Genomic DNA, 19,075 nt, shown 5'->3' on the forward strand with positions numbered 1-19,075 from the left:
CGAATAGCGTGCTGAAAACAGGTTCAATCAGGGATAGACCTATTCAGTCACCAGGTCAATTCCGACGACGAAGGATCACGATCATGTCCATAGCCCTCAGCGCCTCCTCAACGATTCGAAAACCCTGGCTGGCCGCACTGGTCACCAGCGTGCTGTTCTTAATCGTGTGCCTGAGTTGGGGCACCACGTGGCTGGGGATCAAGATCGCCGTCGAAAGTGTGCCGCCACTGACCGCCGCTGGCCTGCGTTTCCTGATCGCCTTTCCGCTGTTTTTGAGCTTCGCCCTGCTGCGTCGCGAGCCGCTGCTGTTTCCACGGCAGAGTCGCTGGTTTTTCGTGTTCGTCACGCTGTCGTATTTCAGCCTGCCGTATTACTTGCTCAACTATGGCGAGATGCACGTTTCGTCCGGCCTGACCGCCCTGTTGTTCAGCTGCATGCCCGTGTTCATCCTGATTTTTTCGGCAGTGTTTTTGCGAGAGAAAATCTATCCCTCGCAGGTGGTGGGCATCGCCATCGGCTTTGGCAGTCTGTTCATGATTATCCGCAGTCAGGGCCTGCATCTGGACCACGCCGAGTTCTTCGGGGTGCTAGCGATTCTGGCGGCGGCGGTGATGCATGCGCTGTGTTACGTGATCACCAAGAAACAGGGCGCGGCGATTAGCGTGATCACCTACAACACGCTACCCATCGGCCTCGCGGGTTTGATGCTGTTTGTGGCGGGGCTGAGCGTTGAGGCGCCGGTGTTCGATGACATCACCACGCGCTCGTGGGGCGCCCTGCTCTACCTGGGGCTGGTGGCGTCGGTGGGTGGGTTTATCGTTTACTTTTTGCTGCTCAAGCGCCTGAGCCCGATCATTTTGTCGTTCGTGTTTATTATTTTTCCGGTGTTCGCGGTGGTGATTGGTGCGTGGTACGAGGGGCAAAGTATTTCGCGGGAATTGATGGGGTATTCGGCAGTGTTGCTGGCGGGGTTTGCCATTACCAAATTGCCGGTCGAGAAATGGCTCAAACGCTGAACACATTCCTGTAGGAGCCAGGCTTGCCGGCGAAGGCGCCCTCAAGTACGTCTTCGCCGGCAAGCCTGGCTCCTACAGGGATTGCTGTCAGATCACGAACAGGTCGACAAACCGGTTCACGGGCGTCGCCTCAAGCGTTGCCTGGTCCTTACACAACGCAAAGATTTCGGCGCTACGCTGCGCGGTAAAACGCGTCGCCAGGTTGGCCTTGAACTTGTCTTCCAGCAACGGAATGCCATCGGTGCGACGCCGGCGATGGCCGATTGGATATTCGACCACCACGTTCTCGGTGCTGGAGCCGTCCTTGAAAAACACCTGGATCGCATTGGCGATGGAGCGCTTGTCGGCTTCCAGGTATTCGCGGGTGAAGCGCGGTTCTTCGACGATGACCATTTTCTCGCGCAGCACGTCGATGATCGGGTGCGCGGCGTGGAAGTCGTCTTCGTACTGCTCGGCCACCAGATTGCCGAAGGCCAGCGGCACAGCGGTCATGTATTGAATGCAATGGTCGCGGTCGGCGGCATTGGCCAGCGGGCCGACTTTGGAAATGATGCGGATCGCCGATTCGTGGGTGGTGATGACGATCTTATCGATTTCGTGCAGACGATTGCGCACCTGCGGATGCAGGGTGACGGCCGCTTCGCAGGCAGTCTGCGCGTGGAATTCGGCGGGAAAACTGATCTTGAACAGCACGTTTTCCATCACATAACTGCCGTATTTGCGGGAGAAACTGAACGCGCGTTTGTCGTCGGGCTTGAGCGCCAGATCGTTGTTGGTGTGGCTGAACAACACGTCATAGAAGCCCCACTGCTTGGCGGTCAGCACGCCGGGGATGCCCATCTCGCCACGCATCGCGATGTCCGCCAGACGCACGCCACGACTGGAGGCGTCGCCGGCAGCCCAGGATTTGCGCGACCCGGCATTCGGCGCATGACGATAAGTGCGCAGCGCCTGGCCATCGGCAAAAGCGTGGGACAACGCCGACAACAATTGCTCACGATTGGCGCCCATCAGTTTGGCGGTGACCGCCGTGGAGGCGACTTTCACCAGCAGCACGTGATCGAGTCCTACGCGGTTGAAGGAGTTTTCCAGCGCGATAACGCCCTGAATCTCGTGGGCCATGATCATTGCTTCCAGCACCGCGCGAATGGTCAGCGGTGCATCGCCATTGGCCAGGCGCTTTTGCGAGAGGTGATCGGCCACCGCGAGAATCCCGCCGAGGTTATCGGACGGATGGCCCCACTCGGCGGCGAGCCAGGTGTCGTTGTAATCGAGCCAGCGCACGATGCAGCCGATGTCCCACGCGGCTTTGACCGGATCGAGACGAAAAGAAGTACCGGGCACGCGGGCACCGAACGGGACGACGGTGCCTTCGACGATCGGGCCCAGGTGTTTGGTGCATTCGGGAAAGCGCAGGGCCAGCAAGCCACAGCCGAGGGTGTCTATCAGGCAGTTGCGGGCGGTGTCGAGTGCTTCGGTGGACTCGATCTTGAAGTTGAGGACGTAGTCGGCAATGTCCTGCAGGACCGTGTCGTAGTCGGGGCGGTTGTTCAGGTCGACGTTGGCGCTCATGTTCGATTCACTCGTTAGTGCTTCGTTGATGGGACCTCGGTTCAGGGTAAATCTCAGTCGGTTACTACTTTCTTATTTTGGAATACGGCCCTGTAGGAGCCAGGCTTGCCGGCGAAGGCGTCCTCAAGATCGCCTTCGCCGGCAAGCCTGGCTCCTACAGGGGGTAGGTTTCAGTCAGAACGAATCACCCGGCACGCGGACGAAGCCTTCCATCAACACCCGCGCACTGCGGCTCATGATGGCTTTGTTCACGGTCCATTCACCGTTCACCTGACTGGCCTCGGCCCCCACGCGCAACGTGCCGGACGGATGCCCGAAACGCACGGCGTTACGTTCGATACCGCCCGCGGCCAAGTTTACCAAGGTGCCAGAGATGGCCGCCGCCGTACCAATCGCCACCGCCGCCGTGCCCATCATCGCGTGGTGCAATTTGCCCATCGACAGCGCCCGCACCAGCAGGTCGACATCCCCCGCCGCAATCGCCTTGCCGCTGGATGCCACGTAGTCCGCCGGCTTGGCCACGAACGCCACTTTCGGCGTGTGCTGGCGCTTGGCCGCTTCGTCCAGGTCCTTGATCAGGCCCATGCGTAGCGCGCCGTAGGCACGGATGGTTTCGAACATCGCCAGGGCTTTCGGGTCGCCGTTGATCGCGCCTTGCAGCTCGGTGCCGGTATAGCCGAGGTCTTCGGCATTGATGAAAATCGTCGGGATGCCGGCGTTGATCATGGTCGCCTTGAAGGTGCCGACGCCGGGCACTTCGAGCTCATCCACCAGGTTGCCGGTGGGGAACATCGACCCGCCGCCGCCCTCTTCTTCCGCCGCCGGGTCCATGAATTCGACCTGCACTTCGGCGGCGGGAAAGGTCACGCCGTCGAGTTCGAAATCACCGGTTTCCTGCACTTCGCCGTTGGTGATCGGCACATGGGCGATGATGGTCTTGCCGATGTTGGCCTGCCACACGCGCACCACGGCCACGCCGTTGTGCGGAATGCGGCTGGCATCGACCAAACCATTGCTGATGGCGAACGAGCCGACCGCCGCCGACAGGTTGCCGCAGTTGCCGCTCCAATCGACGAATGGCTTGTCGATGGACACCTGACCAAACAGGTAATCGACGTCGTGATCAGCCTTGATGCTTTTCGACAGGATCACGGTTTTGCTGGTGCTGGACGTCGCGCCGCCCATGCCGTCGATTTGCTTGTCGTACGGGTCGGGGCTGCCGATCACCCGCAACAACAACGCGTCGCGAACCGGGCCGGGAATCTGTGCCGCTTCGGGCAGGTCTTGCAGGCTGAAGAACACGCCTTTGCTGGTGCCGCCGCGCATGTAGGTGGCGGGGATTTTGATCTGGGGTGTGTGAGCCATGGTGCTCCTTATAAGCAGACACGGGATCAATAATCCCGTATCTGCACATCGGGTTTTAGACGGCGACCGCCGACTCTTCGAGGAAGTCCTGGGCAAAGCGCTGCAACACGCCGCCCGCCTCGTAGATCGACACTTCTTCAGCCGTGTCGAGGCGGCAGGTCACCGGCACTTCAACGCGTTCGCCATTCAGACGATTGATCACCAGCGTCAACTGCGCACGCGGCGTGCGATCGCCAATCACGTCGTAGGTTTCGCTGCCGTCGATGGCCAGGGTGTGACGATCGGTGCCCGGCAAAAACTCCAGCGGCAACACGCCCATGCCCACCAGGTTGGTGCGGTGAATGCGCTCGAAGCCTTCGGCGGCAATCGCTTCCACACCCGCCAGACGCACGCCTTTGGCCGCCCAGTCCCGGGACGAACCCTGACCGTAATCGGCGCCAGCGATGATGATGAGCGGCTGCTTGCGCTCCATGTAGGTTTCGATGGCTTCCCACATGCGCATCACTTGACCTTCCGGCTCGACGCGCGCCAGCGAGCCCTGCTTGACCTTGCCGTTTTCCTTGACCATTTCATTGAACAGTTTCGGGTTGGCGAAGGTCGCGCGCTGCGCGGTCAAGTGGTCGCCACGGTGGGTGGCGTAGGAGTTGAAGTCCTCTTCCGGCAAGCCCATTTTCGCCAGGTATTCGCCCGCCGCACTGTCGAGCATGATTGCGTTCGACGGCGACAGGTGATCGGTGGTGATGTTGTCCGGCAGCACTGCCAATGGGCGCATGCCCTTGAGCGGACGGGCGCCGGCCAGTGCGCCTTCCCAGTACGGCGGACGGCGGATGTAGGTGCTCATCTCGCGCCAGTCGTACAGCGGCGTGACTTTCGGGCCGGTGTCTTCATGGATGGCGAACATCGGGATGTAGACCTGACGGAACTGCTCCGGCTTCACCGAGGCTTTCACCACCGCGTCGATTTCTTCGTCGCTCGGCCAGATGTCTTTGAGGCGAATTTCCTTGCCATCGACCACGCCCAGCACATCTTTTTCGATGTCGAAACGGATGGTCCCGGCAATGGCGTAAGCCACCACCAATGGCGGCGAAGCGAGGAACGCGTTCTTCGCGTAGGGGTGAATCCGCCCGTCGAAGTTGCGGTTGCCGGACAGAACGGCGGTCGCGTACAAATCGCGGTCGATGATCTCTTGCTGGATCACCGGGTCGAGTGCGCCGGACATGCCGTTGCAGGTGGTGCAGGCGAACGCGACGATGCCGAAACCGAGTTGCTCCAGTTCGCTGGTCAGCCCCGCTTCGTCGAGGTACAGCGCCACGGTTTTCGAACCCGGGGCCAAGGACGATTTGACCCACGGCTTGCGGATCAGCCCCAGCTTGTTGGCATTGCGCGCCAGCAGGCCGGCAGCGATGACGTTGCGCGGGTTGCTGGTGTTAGTGCAACTGGTGATGGCGGCGATGATCACCGCACCATCCGGCATCTGGCCCGGCACTTCGGTCCACTGGCCGGAGATGCCTTGGGCGGCGAGGTCCGAGGTGGCAACGCGGGCGTGCGGGTTGCTCGGGCCGGCCATGTTGCGCACCACCGAAGACAGGTCGAAGCTCAAGCCGCGCTCGTATTGCGCATGCTTCAAGCTGTCAGCCCAGAGGCCGGTTTGCTTGGCATAGTTCTCGACCAGCTGCACTTGCTCGTCTTCGCGGCCGGTGAGTTTCAGGTAGTCGATGGTCTGCTGGTCGATGTAGAACATCGCCGCGGTGGCGCCGTATTCCGGGGCCATGTTGGAAATGGTCGCACGGTCGCCGAGGGTCAGCGCGGAAGCGCCTTCGCCGAAGAATTCCAGCCATGCTCCAACGACTTTTTGTTTACGCAGGAACTCGGTCAGCGCCAGCACCATGTCGGTGGCGGTGATGCCCGGTTGCAGCTTGCCGGTCAGTTCGACGCCGACGCTTTCCGGCAGACGCATCCACGAGGCGCGACCGAGCATCACGCTCTCCGCTTCCAGACCACCAACGCCAATGGCGATCACGCCCAGCGCATCAACGTGCGGGGTGTGGCTGTCGGTGCCGACGCAGGTATCCGGGAACGCCACGCCGTCACGCACCTGGATCACCGGAGACATTTTCTCCAGGTTGATCTGGTGCATGATCCCGTTGCCCGGCGGGATCACATCAACGTTCTTGAAGGCTTTTTTGGTCCAGTTGATGAAGTGAAAACGGTCTTCGTTGCGCCGGTCTTCGATGGCGCGGTTCTTCTCGAACGCCTCCGGATCGAAGCCACCGCGCTCGACGGCCAGGGAGTGGTCGACGATCAATTGCGTCGGCACCACCGGGTTCACTTGCGCCGGGTCGCCACCTTGCAGAGCGATGGCATCGCGCAGGCCGGCGAGGTCGACCAGGGCGGTCTGGCCGAGGATGTCATGGCATACCACACGCGCCGGGAACCACGGGAAGTCGAGGTCGCGCTTGCGTTCGATGAATTGCTTCAGGGAATCGGTGAGCGTGGCCGGGTCGCAGCGACGCACCAGGTTTTCCGCGAGTACGCGGGAGGTGTATGGCAGGGTGTCATAGGCGCCAGGCTGGATGGCTTCGATCGCCGCACGGACGTCGAAATAATCCAGATGGCTGCCGGGCAGCGGTTTGCGGAATTCTGTGTTCATCATGTCGGGACTCGGTCACGGTAAGTGCAAAAGGGTGGAGCCGAACCGAATCCGATCCTGTAGGAGCAAGCTTCGCTCCTACAGGGGTATCGGCGTTCGCGTCGGCCCTCCCCCAATCAGCGTTGTTCGATTGGCACGAACTTGCGCTGTTCGACGCCGACGTACTCGGCGCTCGGGCGGATGATGCGGTTGTTGGCGCGTTGTTCGAACACGTGCGCGGCCCAGCCGGTCAGGCGCGAGCAGACGAAAATCGGCGTGAATAATTTGGTCGGGATGCCCATGAAGTGGTACGTCGACGCATGGTAGAAGTCGGCGTTCGGGAACAGTTTCTTCTGCTCCCACATGGTCTTGTCGATGGCTTCGGAAACCGGGAACAGCACCTTGTCGCCCACTTCATCAGCCAGTTTTTTCGACCAGGCCTTAATCACCTCGTTGCGCGGATCGTTGTCCTTATAGATCGCGTGACCGAAGCCCATGATCTTGTCCTTGCGCTCGAGCATGCCGAGGGTGCCTTTGATCGCCTCTTCCGGCGATTTGAAGCGTTCGATCATTTCCATCGCCGCTTCGTTGGCGCCGCCGTGCAACGGACCTCGCAGGGAACCGATGGCCGCGGTGACGCAAGAATACATGTCCGACAGGGTCGAGGCGCAGACACGGGCGGTGAAAGTCGAAGCGTTGAATTCGTGTTCCGCGTAGAGGATCAGCGACACGTTCATGACTTTGACGTGCAACTCGCTCGGCTTCTTGTCATGCAGCAAGTGCAGGAAGTGGCCGCCGATCGATTGTTCGTCGCTCACGCAATTGATGCGTTTGCCGTCGTGGCTGAAGCGATACCAGTAGCACATGATCGCCGGGAACGCGGCCAGCAGACGGTCGGTGATGTCGTGTTGGGCGCTGAAGTCTTTCTCTGGCTCGATGTTGCCCAGGAACGAGCAACCGGTGCGCATCACGTCCATCGGGTGGGCGTCGGCGGGGATGCGTTCCAGCACTTCTTTCAGGGCTTGCGGCAGGTCGCGCAGCTTGCTCAGTTTGTCGATATAAGCCGCGAGCTGTGCGGTGGTCGGCAGTTCGCCGTACAGCAGCAGGTAGGCGACTTCTTCGAACTGTGCGTCAGCCGCCAGTTCGCGAACGTCGTAGCCACGGTAGGTCAGGCCGGCGCCCGACTGGCCCACGGTGGACAGTGCGGTTTGCCCGGCAACCTGGCCACGGAGCCCGGCACCACTGAGTACTTTTGCTTCGGCCATTGCTGTCTCCAATCTTGAAATTTTTAGGGAATCTGCAATTTCTTTCGGTTTACGTCGCCCTCTGTAGCAGCTGTCGAGCACCGCGAGGCAGCGTTCGGCGGCGCAGCCGTCGTAAACACAGCGTCCGTGGTATCACCGGAAAACTCAATCGCCTGGTTTGGCGAGTCCTTCGGCCTCGGACGCAGCCTCGCAGGCTCGGCAGCTGCTACAAAAGTGCGTGCGTTATCATTTTTTGGCGGCAAACAACGCATCGAGCTTCTGCTCGAAGGTGTGGTAGTCGATCCGGTCGTAAAGCTCCATGCGCGTCTGCATGGTGTCGATCACGTTCTGTTGCGTGCCGTCGCGGCGGATCGCGGTGTAGACGTTTTCCGCGGCCTTGTTCATCGCGCGGAACGCCGACAGCGGGTACAGCACCAGCGACACGTCGGCAGCGGCGAGTTGTTCGGTGGTGTACAGCGGCGTCGCGCCGAATTCGGTGATGTTGGCCAGGATCGGCGCTTTCACGCGGTTGGCGAACAGCTTGTACATGTCCAGTTCGGTGATGGCTTCCGGGAAGATCATGTCGGCGCCAGCCTCGATGCACGCGGCGGCACGATCCAGGGCAGATTCCAGACCTTCTACAGCCAGCGCATCGGTACGGGCCATGATCACGAAGCTGTCATCGGTGCGGGCATCAACGGCGGCTTTGATGCGGTCGACCATTTCCTGCAACGACACGATTTCTTTATTAGGACGGTGACCGCAGCGCTTGGCGCCGACCTGGTCTTCGATATGGATCGCTGCCGCGCCGAACTTGATCATCGACTTGACGGTACGGGCCACGTTGAACGCCGAGGAACCGAAACCGGTGTCCACGTCCACCAGCAGCGGCAGGTCGCACACATCGGTGATGCGGCGCACGTCGGTCAGCACGTCATCCAGCCCGGTAATCCCCAGGTCCGGCACGCCGAGAGAGCCGGCAGCCACCCCGCCACCCGACAGGTAGATCGCCTTGAAACCAGCGCGTTTGGCCAGCAGCGCATGGTTGGCGTTGATCGCGCCAACGACTTGCAGCGGATGCTCGCTGGCGACCGCATCGCGGAAACGCTGGCCTGGAGTGCTCTTGTTCGAACTCATGACTCACCTCGTTCAGTGGCTGTCTTATTAGCGCCGTCCTGGTAGTGACGGGCGATATTGCGTTTGGAGGCGCCGATGTGACGGCGCATCAACAACTCGGCCAGTTCACCGTCACGGTCGGCGATGGCGTCGAGAATCCGGTGGTGCTCGGCAAAGGCCTGGCGCGGGCGATTGGGCGTGGTGGAAAACTGGATGCGGTACATACGGACCAATTGGTACAGCTCGCCGCAGAGCATCTGGGTCAGGGTACGGTTGCCGCTGCCCTGGATGATCCGGTAATGAAAGTCGAAATCGCCTTCTTGCTGGTAGTAGCCGACACCGGCCTGGAACGCCGCATCACGCTCATGGGTTTCGAGGACCCGGCGCAGCTCGTCGATTTCTTCGACAGTCATGCGCTCAGCGGCCAGGCGACAGGCCATGCCTTCGAGGGATTCGCGGATTTCGTAGAGTTCCAGCAACTCGGCGTGGCTCAACGAAACGACCCGCGCCCCGACGTGCGGTATGCGCACCAGCAGGCGCTGGCCTTCCAGCCGATGGATCGCTTCGCGCAACGGTCCGCGGCTGATGCCATAGGTGCGGGCCAGCTCCGGCTCGGAGATCTTGCTGCCCGGGGCGATCTCGCCCTTGACGATGGCGGCCTGGATGCGTCGGAAGACGTTCTCGGAAAGTGTCTCCGAATCATCCTGCGTTATCACCGGGGGATCGAGTTGATCCAGCATATTGTCGACACCTTTAAAGCTAATGCGGCAAAAACTAGCGAATACAGGCCGTATAGTCAAAGGATAAATAGGTATTGTCGACAATCGTCTAATAACCGCCCGCACCATAACGAAGCAGCACAGATGTTTATAGCCTCCTGCCAGCGGTGGCGCCATAAAACCACCGTGCTAGAATGCCGCCCGCATTTGTTTGTCATTTGCATCTGCATGGCTTGTCATAAATAGCTGATAGGCATACGAGGGAGCTTGCGCAGTGATGCCAGGGCCTTGAACCGAAGTACGGACCGCTGCGCACCCAGGATTTATGAGACTCAAGCCCTTCGCCACATTCCTTTATTTCCTTTTCCTGCCCGGTGTCGCCGCCGCGGGGGAAAAGACCGTGTACGGCCTCAATGAGTACGCCTCGCTGAACGGCATTGACCTGGAAGTCGCGGCCAAACTCGACACCGGGGCGAAAACCGCTTCTTTAAGTGCACGGGACATCAAGCGTTTCAAACGCAATGGCGAGTCCTGGGTGCGCTTCTATCTCGCCATCGATGCCGCGCATTCGCACCCGATCGAACGGCCACTGGCCCGGGTCAGCAAGATCAAGCGCCGGGCCGGCGACTACGATCCGGAAGAAGGCAAGAAATACACGGCCCGCCCGGTGATCGAGCTGGATATCTGCATGGGCACGGCCTTGCGCAGCATCGAAGTGAACCTGACCGACCGCAGCGCCTTCCAGTACCCGCTCCTGATCGGCTCCGAAGCACTCAAACGTTTCGATGCGCTGGTCGACCCCAGTCTTAAATACGCTGCTGGCAAACCCGCCTGCGCCACCGACGCTCATACCGCAGAGTAATTCCAATGCGCTCTCTTAACCTCCACCTGAAAATCCTCATCGCCATCCTGGTGGTGCTGGGCATTTCAGTTACGGCCTACCAGATCTTCGTGCTCGGCATTCCTGTCACCGAAGATGCCACGGACGACTTGTGGAACATCGACGCCAAGGTCGAGTTCGTCGCCAGTGCCAAAGACCCGGTCAAGATCCAGATGTTCGTGCCGCCCCTGAGCCGCGACTATGTGAGCCTGAACGAAAGCTTCATTTCCAATAACTACGGCGTGGCGGTGAACCGGGTCGACGGCAACCGCAAGGTCACCTGGTCGGCACGTCGGGCCAAGGGTAACCAGACCCTTTATTACCGCCTGGTGCTGACCAAGCGCTACAGCGGTGAAAAATCCAAGATCAAAGGCCCGACCTTCCGCGACAGCATTGCCGTCGAAGGCGCGGAGAAAGTCGCTGCCGAAGCCCTGCTCGCACCGATTCGCCAACACTCGGCCGACGTCGAAACCTTCGTCGGCGAAGCGATCAAGCGCGTCAACAATCTCAATGACGACAACGTGAAGCTGTTGCTCGGCGGCGATCCGTCCACCGCCAACAAAGCCCGGATTGTCGAGCTGGTCCTGTCCATTGCCCACGTACCGGTGGAGAAGGTCCACACCGTCCGCCTGGTGGCCGACCAACCGCAAGTCCCTGAACTCTGGTTGCGCAGCTTCAACGGCACCGACTGGCTGTACTTCAACCCGGAAACCGGTGAACAAGGCCTGCCGACCGACCGCCTGCTGTGGTGGACCGGCGATGAAAACCTGATCACCGTCGATGGCGGCAAGAAAGCCAACGTGACGTTCAGCCTGAACAACAGCGAAATGAACGCCATTCGCCTGGCCAAGCTGACCGACGAAAACACCGACGCCAACTTCCTCGAATACTCCTTGTACGGCCTGCCGCTGCAAACCCAGCAGACGTTCATGATCATGGTGATGATCCCGATTGGCGTGCTGGTGATCCTGATCCTGCGCAACCTGATCGGCCTGCAGACCCTCGGCACCTTTACTCCGGTGCTGATTGCCCTGGCCTTCCGCGAGACGCAGCTGGGCTTCGGGATCGTGCTGTTTACGATCATCACGGCGCTGGGGCTGTCGCTGCGTTCCTACCTGGAACACTTGAAGCTGCAAATGCTGCCGAGGCTGTCGGTGGTGCTGACCTTCGTCGTGGTGCTGATCGCGGCGATCAGTCTGTTCAGCCACAAACTCGGCCTGGAGCGCGGGTTGTCGGTGGCGCTGTTCCCGATGGTGATCCTGACCATGACCATCGAACGCCTGTCGATCACCTGGGAAGAACGCGGTGCCGGCCATGCCATGAAAGTGGCAATCGGTACGCTGTTCGCCGCGTCCCTGGCGCACCTGATCATGAGCGTGCCGGAACTGGTGTACTTCGTGTTCACCTTCCCGGCGATCCTGTTGATCCTGGTGGGCTTCATGCTGGCCATGGGTCGCTATCGCGGTTACCGCCTGACCGAGCTGGTCCGCTTCAAAGCGTTCCTCAAGGCTGACTCGTAATGTTCGGTTTCTGGAAGACCTGGAAGGCCCTGGAAGCCCGGGGCATCATGGGGATCAATCGGCGTAACGCGGACTATGTGCTCAAGTACAACAAGCGCAGCCTGTACCCGATTGTCGATGACAAGATCATCACCAAGGAACGCGCCATTGAAGCCGGCATCAACGTGCCGGAGTTGTACGGGATCATTTCCACCGAGAAAGAAATCGACAACCTCACCCAGATCATTGGTGGGCGCAGCGACTTCGTGATCAAGCCGGCCCAGGGCGCGGGCGGCGACGGCATTATTGTGGTGGCCGACCGTTTCGAGGGCCGCTATCGCACGGTGTCCGGCAAGATCCTCAGCCATGAGGAACTCGAGCACCATATCTCGAGCATCCTCACCGGCCTGTACTCCCTGGGCGGCCACCGTGACCGGGCGCTGATCGAATACCGCGTGACCCCGGACCAGATTTTCAAAAGCATCAGCTACGAAGGCGTGCCGGACATCCGCATTATCGTGCTGATGGGTTACCCGGTGATGGCCATGCTGCGCCTGCCGACCCGGCAGTCCGGCGGCAAGGCCAACCTGCACCAGGGCGCCATCGGCGTCGGTGTCGATCTCGCCACCGGTCTGACCCTGCGCGGCACCTGGTTGAACAACATCATCACCAAACACCCGGACACCACCAACGCGGTGGATGGCGTGCAACTGCCCTACTGGGACGGTTTCATGAAACTCGCTGCCGGCTGCTATGAGCTGTGCGGGCTGGGTTACATCGGCGTGGACATGGTGCTCGACCAGGAAAAAGGGCCGCTGATTCTTGAGCTCAACGCCCGGCCGGGGTTGAACATCCAGATTGCCAATGATTGTGGACTGACCTTGCGCACCCATGCGGTCGAGGCGCGGCTGGAAGAATTGAAGGCCCGCGGGGTTACCGAGACCGTGCAGGAACGGGTGGAGTTTGTGCAGGAGATGTTTGGGCATATTCCGCCGGTTGAGGGCTAGCCGATGATCGTTCCCACGCTCTGCGTGGTAACGCCGCCACGGACGCTCTGCGTCCGCCTGTGACGCGGAGCGTCACGGGATGCATTCCCACGCAGAGCGTGGGAACGATCGGTCACCCATCTACCAATCCCCGACATCCCCTCTAGGAGCAACTCCTGCAGAGGACTACAATCGCCACCCCGCCACGATGGCTGATCCGCCCCGCCCATGTTGACCTGTTCCGTACATCCTCTGCCCTATCGCGCCAACCCCGCCGAGTACTTCGCGGCGATTCGTCATGCCCCCGGTGCCGTGCTGCTCGACAGTGGCCGACCAAGTGCCGATCGCGGCCGCTTTGATTTGCTCAGTGCCTGGCCGCTGGAGCAACTGGCCGTGTCGCCGGAAGAAAGCGGTGCCGACTTCCTGCAACGCCTTCGGGATAATCTGACACGACTGGGCGAAGCGTCCGTCCCGGATGAGCTGCCCTTCGCAGGCGGCTTGATCGGCTACCTGAGCTATGACTTCGGCCGTCATCTGGAAAACCTGCCGAGCCAGGCCCAGGACGACCTGTACTTGCCGGATGCGCGTTTCGGTCTGTATGGCTGGGCATTGATCAGCGACCACCATCGGCTGACCAGTCAATTGGTGTTCCACCCGACACTGTCCGAAAGCGAACAGCAGCGCTTGATCGCACTGTTCACTCAGTCAGCGTCCAACCCACTCGAGCCGTTCAAGCTGAAAGCGCCAATGAGCGCCGACCTCAGCGCCGATGACTATCGCCAGGCCCTTGAGCGGATCCAGCAATACATCCAGGCCGGCGACTGTTACCAGGTCAACTTCGCCCAGCGCTTTCGCGCGCAATGCGAAGGCGACCCGTGGGCCGCCTATTGCGCCCTGCGAGCCGCCTGCCCGACACCGTTTTCCGGGTTCCAGAGCCTGCCCGACGGCGGCGCGGTACTGAGCCTGTCACCGGAGCGTTTCGTCAAAGTCAGCGCGCGCCAGGTGGAAACCCGGCCGATCAAAGGCACTCGCCCCCGTGGCTTGACCGCCGCCGAAGACGCCGCCAACGCCGCCGAACTGCTGGCCAGCCCCAAGGATCGCGCGGAAAACCTGATGATCGTCGACCTGCTGCGCAACGACCTCGGCCGCACCTGCCGTATCGGCTCGGTGCGGGTGCCGGAGTTGTTCAGCCTGGAAAGCTATCCCAACGTGCATCACCTGGTGAGCAGCGTCACTGGCGAATTGGCGGACGACAAGGACGCCCTGGACCTGATCGCCGGCAGCTTCCCCGGCGGCTCGATCACCGGCGCACCGAAGATCCGCGCGATGCAGATCATTGATGAACTGGAGCCGACGCGGCGTGGGTTGTACTGCGGCTCGTTGCTGTACCTGGACGTGCGAGGCGAGATGGACAGCTCCATCGCCATTCGCAGTTTGCTGGTCAAGGATGGGCAGGTGTGTTGCTGGGGCGGCGGCGGGATTGTCGCGGATTCGGAATGGCAGGCTGAATATCAGGAATCGATTACCAAGGTGAAGGTGTTGCTCGATACCCTTCAGGCCCTTTGATCGTTCCCACGCTGCGCGTGGGAATGCCTCAATGGACGCTCCGCGTCCGCTTTGGGACGCAGAGCGTCCCGGGCTGCATTCCCACGCAGAGCGTGGGAACGATCACTACAAACTCAAAGCGCGATTCGAAGCCTTGATAAATTCCTGCTTCAGCTCTTCAAACGTATGCACCGCCGGGAACTGTGGAAACTCGCGAATCACATTGTCCGGCGCATGGAACAGAATCCCGGCATCGGCCTCGCCCAGCATCGTCGTGTCGTTATAGGAATCCCCCGCCGCAATCACCCGGTAGTAAAGGCTCTTGAAGGCCAGGACCGACTGGCGCTTGGGATCTTTCTGACGCAACTGATAGCTGGTCACTCGCCCGGCATCGTCGGTAATCAGGCGATGGCAAAGCAACGTCGGGAAGCCCAGTTGACGCATCAGCGGCTGGGAAAACTCGTAGAAGGTGTCCGACAGAATCACCACCTGGAAGCGTTCACGCAGCCAGTTGACGAATTCAATCGCGCCGTCCAGCGGTTGCAGGGTGGCGATCACTTCCTGAATGTCCGAGAGCTTCAGGCCGTGTTCATCGAGGATGCGCAGGCGCTGTTTCATCAGCACGTCGTAGTCGGGGATGTCCCGGGTGGTGGCCCTGAGGGATTCGATCCCGGTTTTTTCGGCGAAGGCGATCCAGATTTCCGGGACCAGCACACCTTCAAGATCCAGACAGGCAATTTCCACAAGACACTCCCATTTGTATTGATTATTGAGTCGAGCGAGCAAAAGGACTGCCGAACTCTAGCGACTCGAGCCAGCCCGCGCAACGCAGAGGGCGCGCCAGGGGCTGTGGGATTTTGTTACCATCGACGCCATATAGAGCGCCCAGCGCCACCGACCTGTAGGAAGCCGCCCTGATGAGCCCATCGTTCGATGTCGTGGAACTCGCCACGACCTATGCCAACAAATCCGCCCAGGACATCCTGAAACTCGCGTTCGCCGAGTTTGGCGATGACCTGTGGATATCTTTCAGCGGTGCCGAGGACGTGGTACTGGTGGACATGGCCTGGAAGCTGAACAAGAACGTCAAAGTGTTCAGCCTCGACACCGGCCGCTTGCACCCCGAGACCTACCGCTTCATCGATCAGGTGCGCGAGCACTACAAGATCGAGATCGAACTGGTGTCGCCGGACTACACGAAACTTGAACCGTTCGTGAAGGAAAAAGGCCTGTTCAGCTTCTACAAGGACGGCCATGGCGAATGCTGCGGTATCCGCAAGATCGAGCCGCTGCGCCGCAAGTTGTCCAGCGTCACTGCCTGGGCCACCGGCCAGCGCCGGGACCAGAGCCCGGGCACCCGCAGCGCCGTCGCCGTGCTGGAAATCGATACTGCGTTCTCCACGCCTGAGCGCACCCTGTACAAGTTCAATCCGCTGGCACAGATGACCAGCGAGGAGATCTGGGGCTATATCCGCATGCTCGAGCTGCCTTACAACAGCCTGCATGAGCGTGGGTTTATCAGCATCGGCTGCGAGCCGTGCACCCGCCCGGTGCTGCCGAACCAGCATGAGCGTGAAGGTCGCTGGTGGTGGGAAGAAGCGACGCAGAAAGAATGCGGGTTGCATGCGGGCAATATCATCAGCAAATCCAAAGCCTGAACCAGGCCTCGTGCGATCCCCCCTGTAGGAGCAAAGCTTGCTCGCGATGACGGTGTAAGGGCCGATATTGATGTTGAATGGCAGCCTGTCATCGCGAGCAAGCCAGACTTAGAGCGCACTAAACCGCTCCCCCAACCCCCGCTCCGCAAACTGCTCAATAATGAAATCGACAAACGCCCGGGTCTTGCCTGGCAACAATTTGTGCTCCGCGTAATAGATCGAAATATTGCCATCGTCGACGTACCAGTCCGGCAACACGCGCTGCAACGTCCCGGTCTGCAGATAACCCACGGCAAACGGCATGCTCACCAGCGCGATGCCCAATCCCTGCGCAGCGCTGGCGCAGGCGGCTTCCGAATCGCTCATGGTCATCCGCGCCTTGAGCACCAGCGGGCTGTGTTGCCGGGTGCGGCTGGTCAGCTGCCAGGAGCGCACGCGACCGGTTTGCGGCGAGCGGATCAGAATGCCGTCGCATTTCTTGAGGTCATCAGGTTCGACAATGGCTTCACGCCCAGCCAGATACTCGGCTGACGCCACCAGCACCCGATGGGCCGGGGTCAACTTGCGCGCCACCACGCCTTGGGGCAATTCGAATCCGCCGCCAATCGCCGCATCAAAACCTTGGGCAATCAGATCGACCTGGCGATTATCGAAGTGCCAGTCCGGGTTGATCGCCGGGAAGCGTCGCAGGAATTCCCCCAGCAACGGCACCACATACAAACGCCCGAACACTGTGCCCATGCTGACCTTCAAGGTGCCGGCCGGGCGCCCTTCGGCACTGGCCAGGTTGGCCACGGCGTTTTGAATGGTGTGCAGGCTGGCGCTGACTTCGCCCAAAAACACCTGACCGGCCTCGGTCAAGGTCAGGCTGCGCGTACTGCGCTGAAACAGCCGCACACCCAGCCTCGCTTCCAGTTTCGCGACGCTTTTGCCCACTGCGGCCGGGGTCAGGCTCAGGCGCCGCGCGGCTTCGGCAAAGCTGCCAACCTCGGCGCTGCGGACGAAGCATTCGATACTGCTGAAGGTTTCCATGGTCGCCACTATAAACTTCTGGTTTACACAGACTATAGCAATGGCGGTCTACACAGAGGGTAATGCGAGGCCGATACTCGACTCCAACAACAAGGCAGCCCGCCTTGAATTTTCTGGAGATCGACATGACCACTCAAAACCTCAGCGGTAAGGTAGCTCTGATTCAAGGCGGTTCCCGCGGTATCGGCGCCGCCATCGTCAAACGCCTGGCCGCTGAAGGCGCCGCAGTTGCCTTCACTTACGTCAGCTCCACCGCCAAGGCAGAAGAACTGCAAAACAGCATCACCGGCAACGGCGGCAAGGCCCTCGCCATCAAGGCCGACAGCGCCGACGCAGAGGCCATTCGCAACGCAGTGACCGCCACCGTCGAAGCCTTTGGTCGCCTCGACATTCTGGTCAACAACGCTGGTGTGCTGGCCGTCGCGCCGCTGGAAGACTTCACCCTCGAAGACTTCGACCAGACCCTGGCCATCAACGTGCGCAGCGTCTTCATCGCCAGCCAGGCCGCCGCCAAACACATGACCGAAGGTGGTCGCATCATCAACATCGGCAGCACCAACGCCGACCGCATGCCCTTCGCCGGTGGTGGCCCGTACGCCATGAGCAAAGCAGCGCTGGTGGGTCTGACCAAAGGCCTGTCCCGCGACCTCGGCCCGCGCGGTATCACCATCAACAACGTGCAACCGGGCCCGGTCGACACTGACATGAACCCGGCCAGCGGTGACTTCGCCGAGAGCCTGATCCCGCTGATGGCCGTGGGCCGTTATGGCAAGGCGGAAGAGATCGCCAGCTTCGTCGCCTACCTGGTCGGCCCGGAAGCGGGTTACATCACCGGCGCCAGCCTGACCATCGATGGTGGTTTCGGCGCTTGATGACCTGAAACGCTGAAACAAAAACGCCGGCAATCATTGCCGGCGTTTTTTTATGCCTGGTTTCAGGCCCATTCAAGCGCCGGCAAACCACAGGCACTCGGCGTGAACGCCTTCAACGTACGAAGGATGCCGTCGGCGTGGGCGTATTTTTCGTCAGCCATGGCCGCATCCGGGATCGCAATCGCCGTCATCCCTGCCGCTTTCGCTGCTGTGACGCCAAACGGCGAATCCTCGAACACCAGGCAGTCCTCGGGCGCGACACCCAGGCGCCGCGCGGCAGTCAGGAAGATATCCGGCGCCGGTTTGGCCGCACCGACTTCCGGGTCATCGGCAGTGACAATGAAGTCGAATAGCGCGAACCAGTCGCGGTGCAGCGTGGTTTTCTGGCCAAACGACTGGCGCGAAGAACTGGTGCCCACCGCAATCGGAATGTTGTTGGCCTTCAAGTGCCGAACCAGCTCCTCGGCGCCCGGCATCGCCAGTGCCTTGGGAAAACGCTCGCGCATCAGGGGTTCGCGGATCACCAGGAACTCCTCAGCGGTGATCGGCAAGTCCAGCGCCTCGACCACATAGCGCGCCAGGTCACCCGCGCCACGGCCGATGATGTTCTGTTTGACGCTCCAGTCGAAGGTCCGGCCATAACGCTCGGCAATCATCGACGTGACTTCGGTGTAGATGCCCTCGGTGTCCAGCAGCAAGCCATCCATGTCGAAAATCACGGCTTTGATCGGGCCAAGCGCTTTCAGTGGTGCATTCATCGCATCTGATCCGTTTTTAATGACATCCCAGGCGGCTCAGGTACGGCCAGTACTCGGATCGATTAAAGGGTTCAGCAGCATAACGAGCGCGGCTGGCATAGGGCAACGGGCAATGCCCTGTGGATGAAAAAACCTGCGCCCATCATTTAGCGATTATCCCTACAGCAATCACCTCCTTTCCTGA

Annotated in this window: 16 protein-coding genes; 7 read left to right on the forward strand and 9 right to left on the reverse strand. The window is 60.7% G+C overall.

The features are described from left to right. Positions 1-128 precede the first annotated feature (128 nt). Positions 129-1,016 carry a DMT family transporter gene (locus tag HKK53_RS10815; RefSeq protein ID WP_169374224.1) on the forward strand — a complete coding sequence of 296 codons (888 nt, stop codon included), beginning with the start codon at positions 129-131 and terminating at the stop codon, positions 1,014-1,016. 87 nt (positions 1,017-1,103) lie between these two features. Here HKK53_RS10815 and prpD read toward each other — a convergent pair whose 3' ends face one another. The 6 genes from prpD to HKK53_RS10845 all read right to left on the reverse strand — a co-directional run bounded on the left by prpD (position 1,104) and on the right by HKK53_RS10845 (position 9,679). Beyond that, positions 1,104-2,588, reverse strand: coding sequence for a 2-methylcitrate dehydratase (gene prpD / locus HKK53_RS10820; protein WP_169370815.1), 1,485 nt, complete (start codon positions 2,586-2,588; stop codon positions 1,104-1,106). Between the two features lie 174 nt (positions 2,589-2,762). Next, positions 2,763-3,953 carry a 2-methylaconitate cis-trans isomerase PrpF gene (gene prpF / locus HKK53_RS10825; protein ID WP_169370816.1) on the reverse strand — a complete coding sequence of 397 codons (1,191 nt, stop codon included), beginning with the start codon at positions 3,951-3,953 and terminating at the stop codon, positions 2,763-2,765. A gap of 55 nt (positions 3,954-4,008) precedes the next feature. Next, a complete protein-coding gene (acnD, locus tag HKK53_RS10830; protein ID WP_169374225.1) occupies positions 4,009-6,603 on the reverse strand; it encodes a Fe/S-dependent 2-methylisocitrate dehydratase AcnD in 2,595 nt (864 codons plus the stop codon). 116 nt (positions 6,604-6,719) lie between these two features. After that, positions 6,720-7,847, reverse strand: coding sequence for a bifunctional 2-methylcitrate synthase/citrate synthase (gene prpC, locus HKK53_RS10835; RefSeq protein ID WP_169370817.1), 1,128 nt, complete (start codon positions 7,845-7,847; stop codon positions 6,720-6,722). Between the two features lie 225 nt (positions 7,848-8,072). Next, a complete protein-coding gene (gene prpB, locus HKK53_RS10840) occupies positions 8,073-8,963 on the reverse strand; it encodes a methylisocitrate lyase (protein WP_010456549.1) in 891 nt (296 codons plus the stop codon). After that, positions 8,960-9,679, reverse strand: a complete 720-nt coding sequence (locus HKK53_RS10845) for a GntR family transcriptional regulator (RefSeq protein WP_178117484.1) — start codon at positions 9,677-9,679, stop codon at positions 8,960-8,962. The genes prpB and HKK53_RS10845 overlap by 4 nt, the downstream gene beginning before the upstream one ends. Positions 9,680-9,986: 307 nt before the next feature. On the opposite strand from HKK53_RS10845, the gene rloA reads away from it, so the two are divergent. From rloA to pabB, 4 genes are all read left to right on the forward strand, one after another. Then, entirely contained in the window at positions 9,987-10,523 is a 537-nt protein-coding gene (gene rloA / locus HKK53_RS10850; RefSeq protein WP_169370818.1) for a retropepsin-like aspartic peptidase RloA, read from the forward strand. Between the two features lie 5 nt (positions 10,524-10,528). Next, positions 10,529-12,061, forward strand: coding sequence for an osmotic stress tolerance membrane protein RloB (gene rloB / locus HKK53_RS10855; protein ID WP_169370819.1), 1,533 nt, complete (start codon positions 10,529-10,531; stop codon positions 12,059-12,061). Beyond that, positions 12,061-13,047, forward strand: coding sequence for an alpha-L-glutamate ligase-like protein (locus HKK53_RS10860; RefSeq protein WP_169370820.1), 987 nt, complete (start codon positions 12,061-12,063; stop codon positions 13,045-13,047). Before rloB ends, HKK53_RS10860 begins: the two co-directional genes overlap by 1 nt. A 207-nt stretch (positions 13,048-13,254) precedes the next feature. Continuing rightward, complete coding sequence (gene pabB / locus HKK53_RS10865) at positions 13,255-14,592, forward strand: aminodeoxychorismate synthase component I (protein ID WP_169370821.1); 1,338 nt, start codon at positions 13,255-13,257, stop codon at positions 14,590-14,592. A 105-nt stretch (positions 14,593-14,697) separates the two neighbouring features. Here pabB and thrH read toward each other — a convergent pair whose 3' ends face one another. Further along, positions 14,698-15,315, reverse strand: coding sequence for a bifunctional phosphoserine phosphatase/homoserine phosphotransferase ThrH (gene thrH / locus HKK53_RS10870; protein WP_169370822.1), 618 nt, complete (start codon positions 15,313-15,315; stop codon positions 14,698-14,700). Positions 15,316-15,488: 173 nt separating this feature from the next. On the opposite strand from thrH, the gene HKK53_RS10875 reads away from it, so the two are divergent. Then, the gene (locus HKK53_RS10875) at positions 15,489-16,229 is read left to right on the forward strand and encodes a phosphoadenylyl-sulfate reductase (protein WP_169370823.1); all 741 of its coding nucleotides are present in this window, start codon (positions 15,489-15,491) and stop codon (positions 16,227-16,229) included. A gap of 108 nt (positions 16,230-16,337) precedes the next feature. Here HKK53_RS10875 and HKK53_RS10880 read toward each other — a convergent pair whose 3' ends face one another. After that, positions 16,338-17,261 (reverse strand): LysR family transcriptional regulator, encoded by a 924-nt coding sequence (locus HKK53_RS10880; protein ID WP_169370824.1) that lies wholly within the window; start codon positions 17,259-17,261, stop codon positions 16,338-16,340. A gap of 125 nt (positions 17,262-17,386) precedes the next feature. Here HKK53_RS10880 and HKK53_RS10885 point away from each other — a divergent pair, with 125 nt between their 5' ends. Next, positions 17,387-18,133, forward strand: coding sequence for a 3-oxoacyl-ACP reductase family protein (locus HKK53_RS10885; RefSeq protein WP_123403219.1), 747 nt, complete (start codon positions 17,387-17,389; stop codon positions 18,131-18,133). Between the two features lie 62 nt (positions 18,134-18,195). Here HKK53_RS10885 and HKK53_RS10890 read toward each other — a convergent pair whose 3' ends face one another. After that, a complete protein-coding gene (locus HKK53_RS10890; RefSeq protein ID WP_149656861.1) occupies positions 18,196-18,891 on the reverse strand; it encodes an HAD-IA family hydrolase in 696 nt (231 codons plus the stop codon). Positions 18,892-19,075: the final 184 nt, after the last annotated feature.

The organism is Pseudomonas sp. ADAK7 (assembly GCF_012935675.1).
Classification (GTDB): Bacteria; Pseudomonadota; Gammaproteobacteria; order Pseudomonadales; family Pseudomonadaceae; genus Aquipseudomonas.

Excerpts from the sequence above, each read along its gene's own strand:
- HKK53_RS10885 (WP_123403219.1), top strand. The coding sequence starts at position 17,387 with ATGACCACTCAAAACCTCAGCGGTAAGGTAGCTCTGATTCAAGGCGGT.
- HKK53_RS10860 (WP_169370820.1), top strand. The coding sequence starts at position 12,061 with ATGTTCGGTTTCTGGAAGACCTGGAAGGCCCTGGAAGCCCGGGGCATC.
- HKK53_RS10890 (WP_149656861.1), bottom strand. The coding sequence starts at position 18,891 with ATGAATGCACCACTGAAAGCGCTTGGCCCGATCAAAGCCGTGATTTTC.
- HKK53_RS10880 (WP_169370824.1), bottom strand. The coding sequence starts at position 17,261 with ATGGAAACCTTCAGCAGTATCGAATGCTTCGTCCGCAGCGCCGAGGTT.
- prpF (WP_169370816.1), bottom strand. The coding sequence starts at position 3,953 with ATGGCTCACACACCCCAGATCAAAATCCCCGCCACCTACATGCGCGGC.
- prpB (WP_010456549.1), bottom strand. The coding sequence starts at position 8,963 with ATGAGTTCGAACAAGAGCACTCCAGGCCAGCGTTTCCGCGATGCGGTC.
- rloA (WP_169370818.1), top strand. The coding sequence starts at position 9,987 with ATGAGACTCAAGCCCTTCGCCACATTCCTTTATTTCCTTTTCCTGCCC.
- acnD (WP_169374225.1), bottom strand. The coding sequence starts at position 6,603 with ATGAACACAGAATTCCGCAAACCGCTGCCCGGCAGCCATCTGGATTAT.
- pabB (WP_169370821.1), top strand. The coding sequence starts at position 13,255 with ATGTTGACCTGTTCCGTACATCCTCTGCCCTATCGCGCCAACCCCGCC.
- rloB (WP_169370819.1), top strand. The coding sequence starts at position 10,529 with ATGCGCTCTCTTAACCTCCACCTGAAAATCCTCATCGCCATCCTGGTG.
- prpC (WP_169370817.1), bottom strand. The coding sequence starts at position 7,847 with ATGGCCGAAGCAAAAGTACTCAGTGGTGCCGGGCTCCGTGGCCAGGTT.
- HKK53_RS10875 (WP_169370823.1), top strand. The coding sequence starts at position 15,489 with ATGAGCCCATCGTTCGATGTCGTGGAACTCGCCACGACCTATGCCAAC.
- prpD (WP_169370815.1), bottom strand. The coding sequence starts at position 2,588 with ATGAGCGCCAACGTCGACCTGAACAACCGCCCCGACTACGACACGGTC.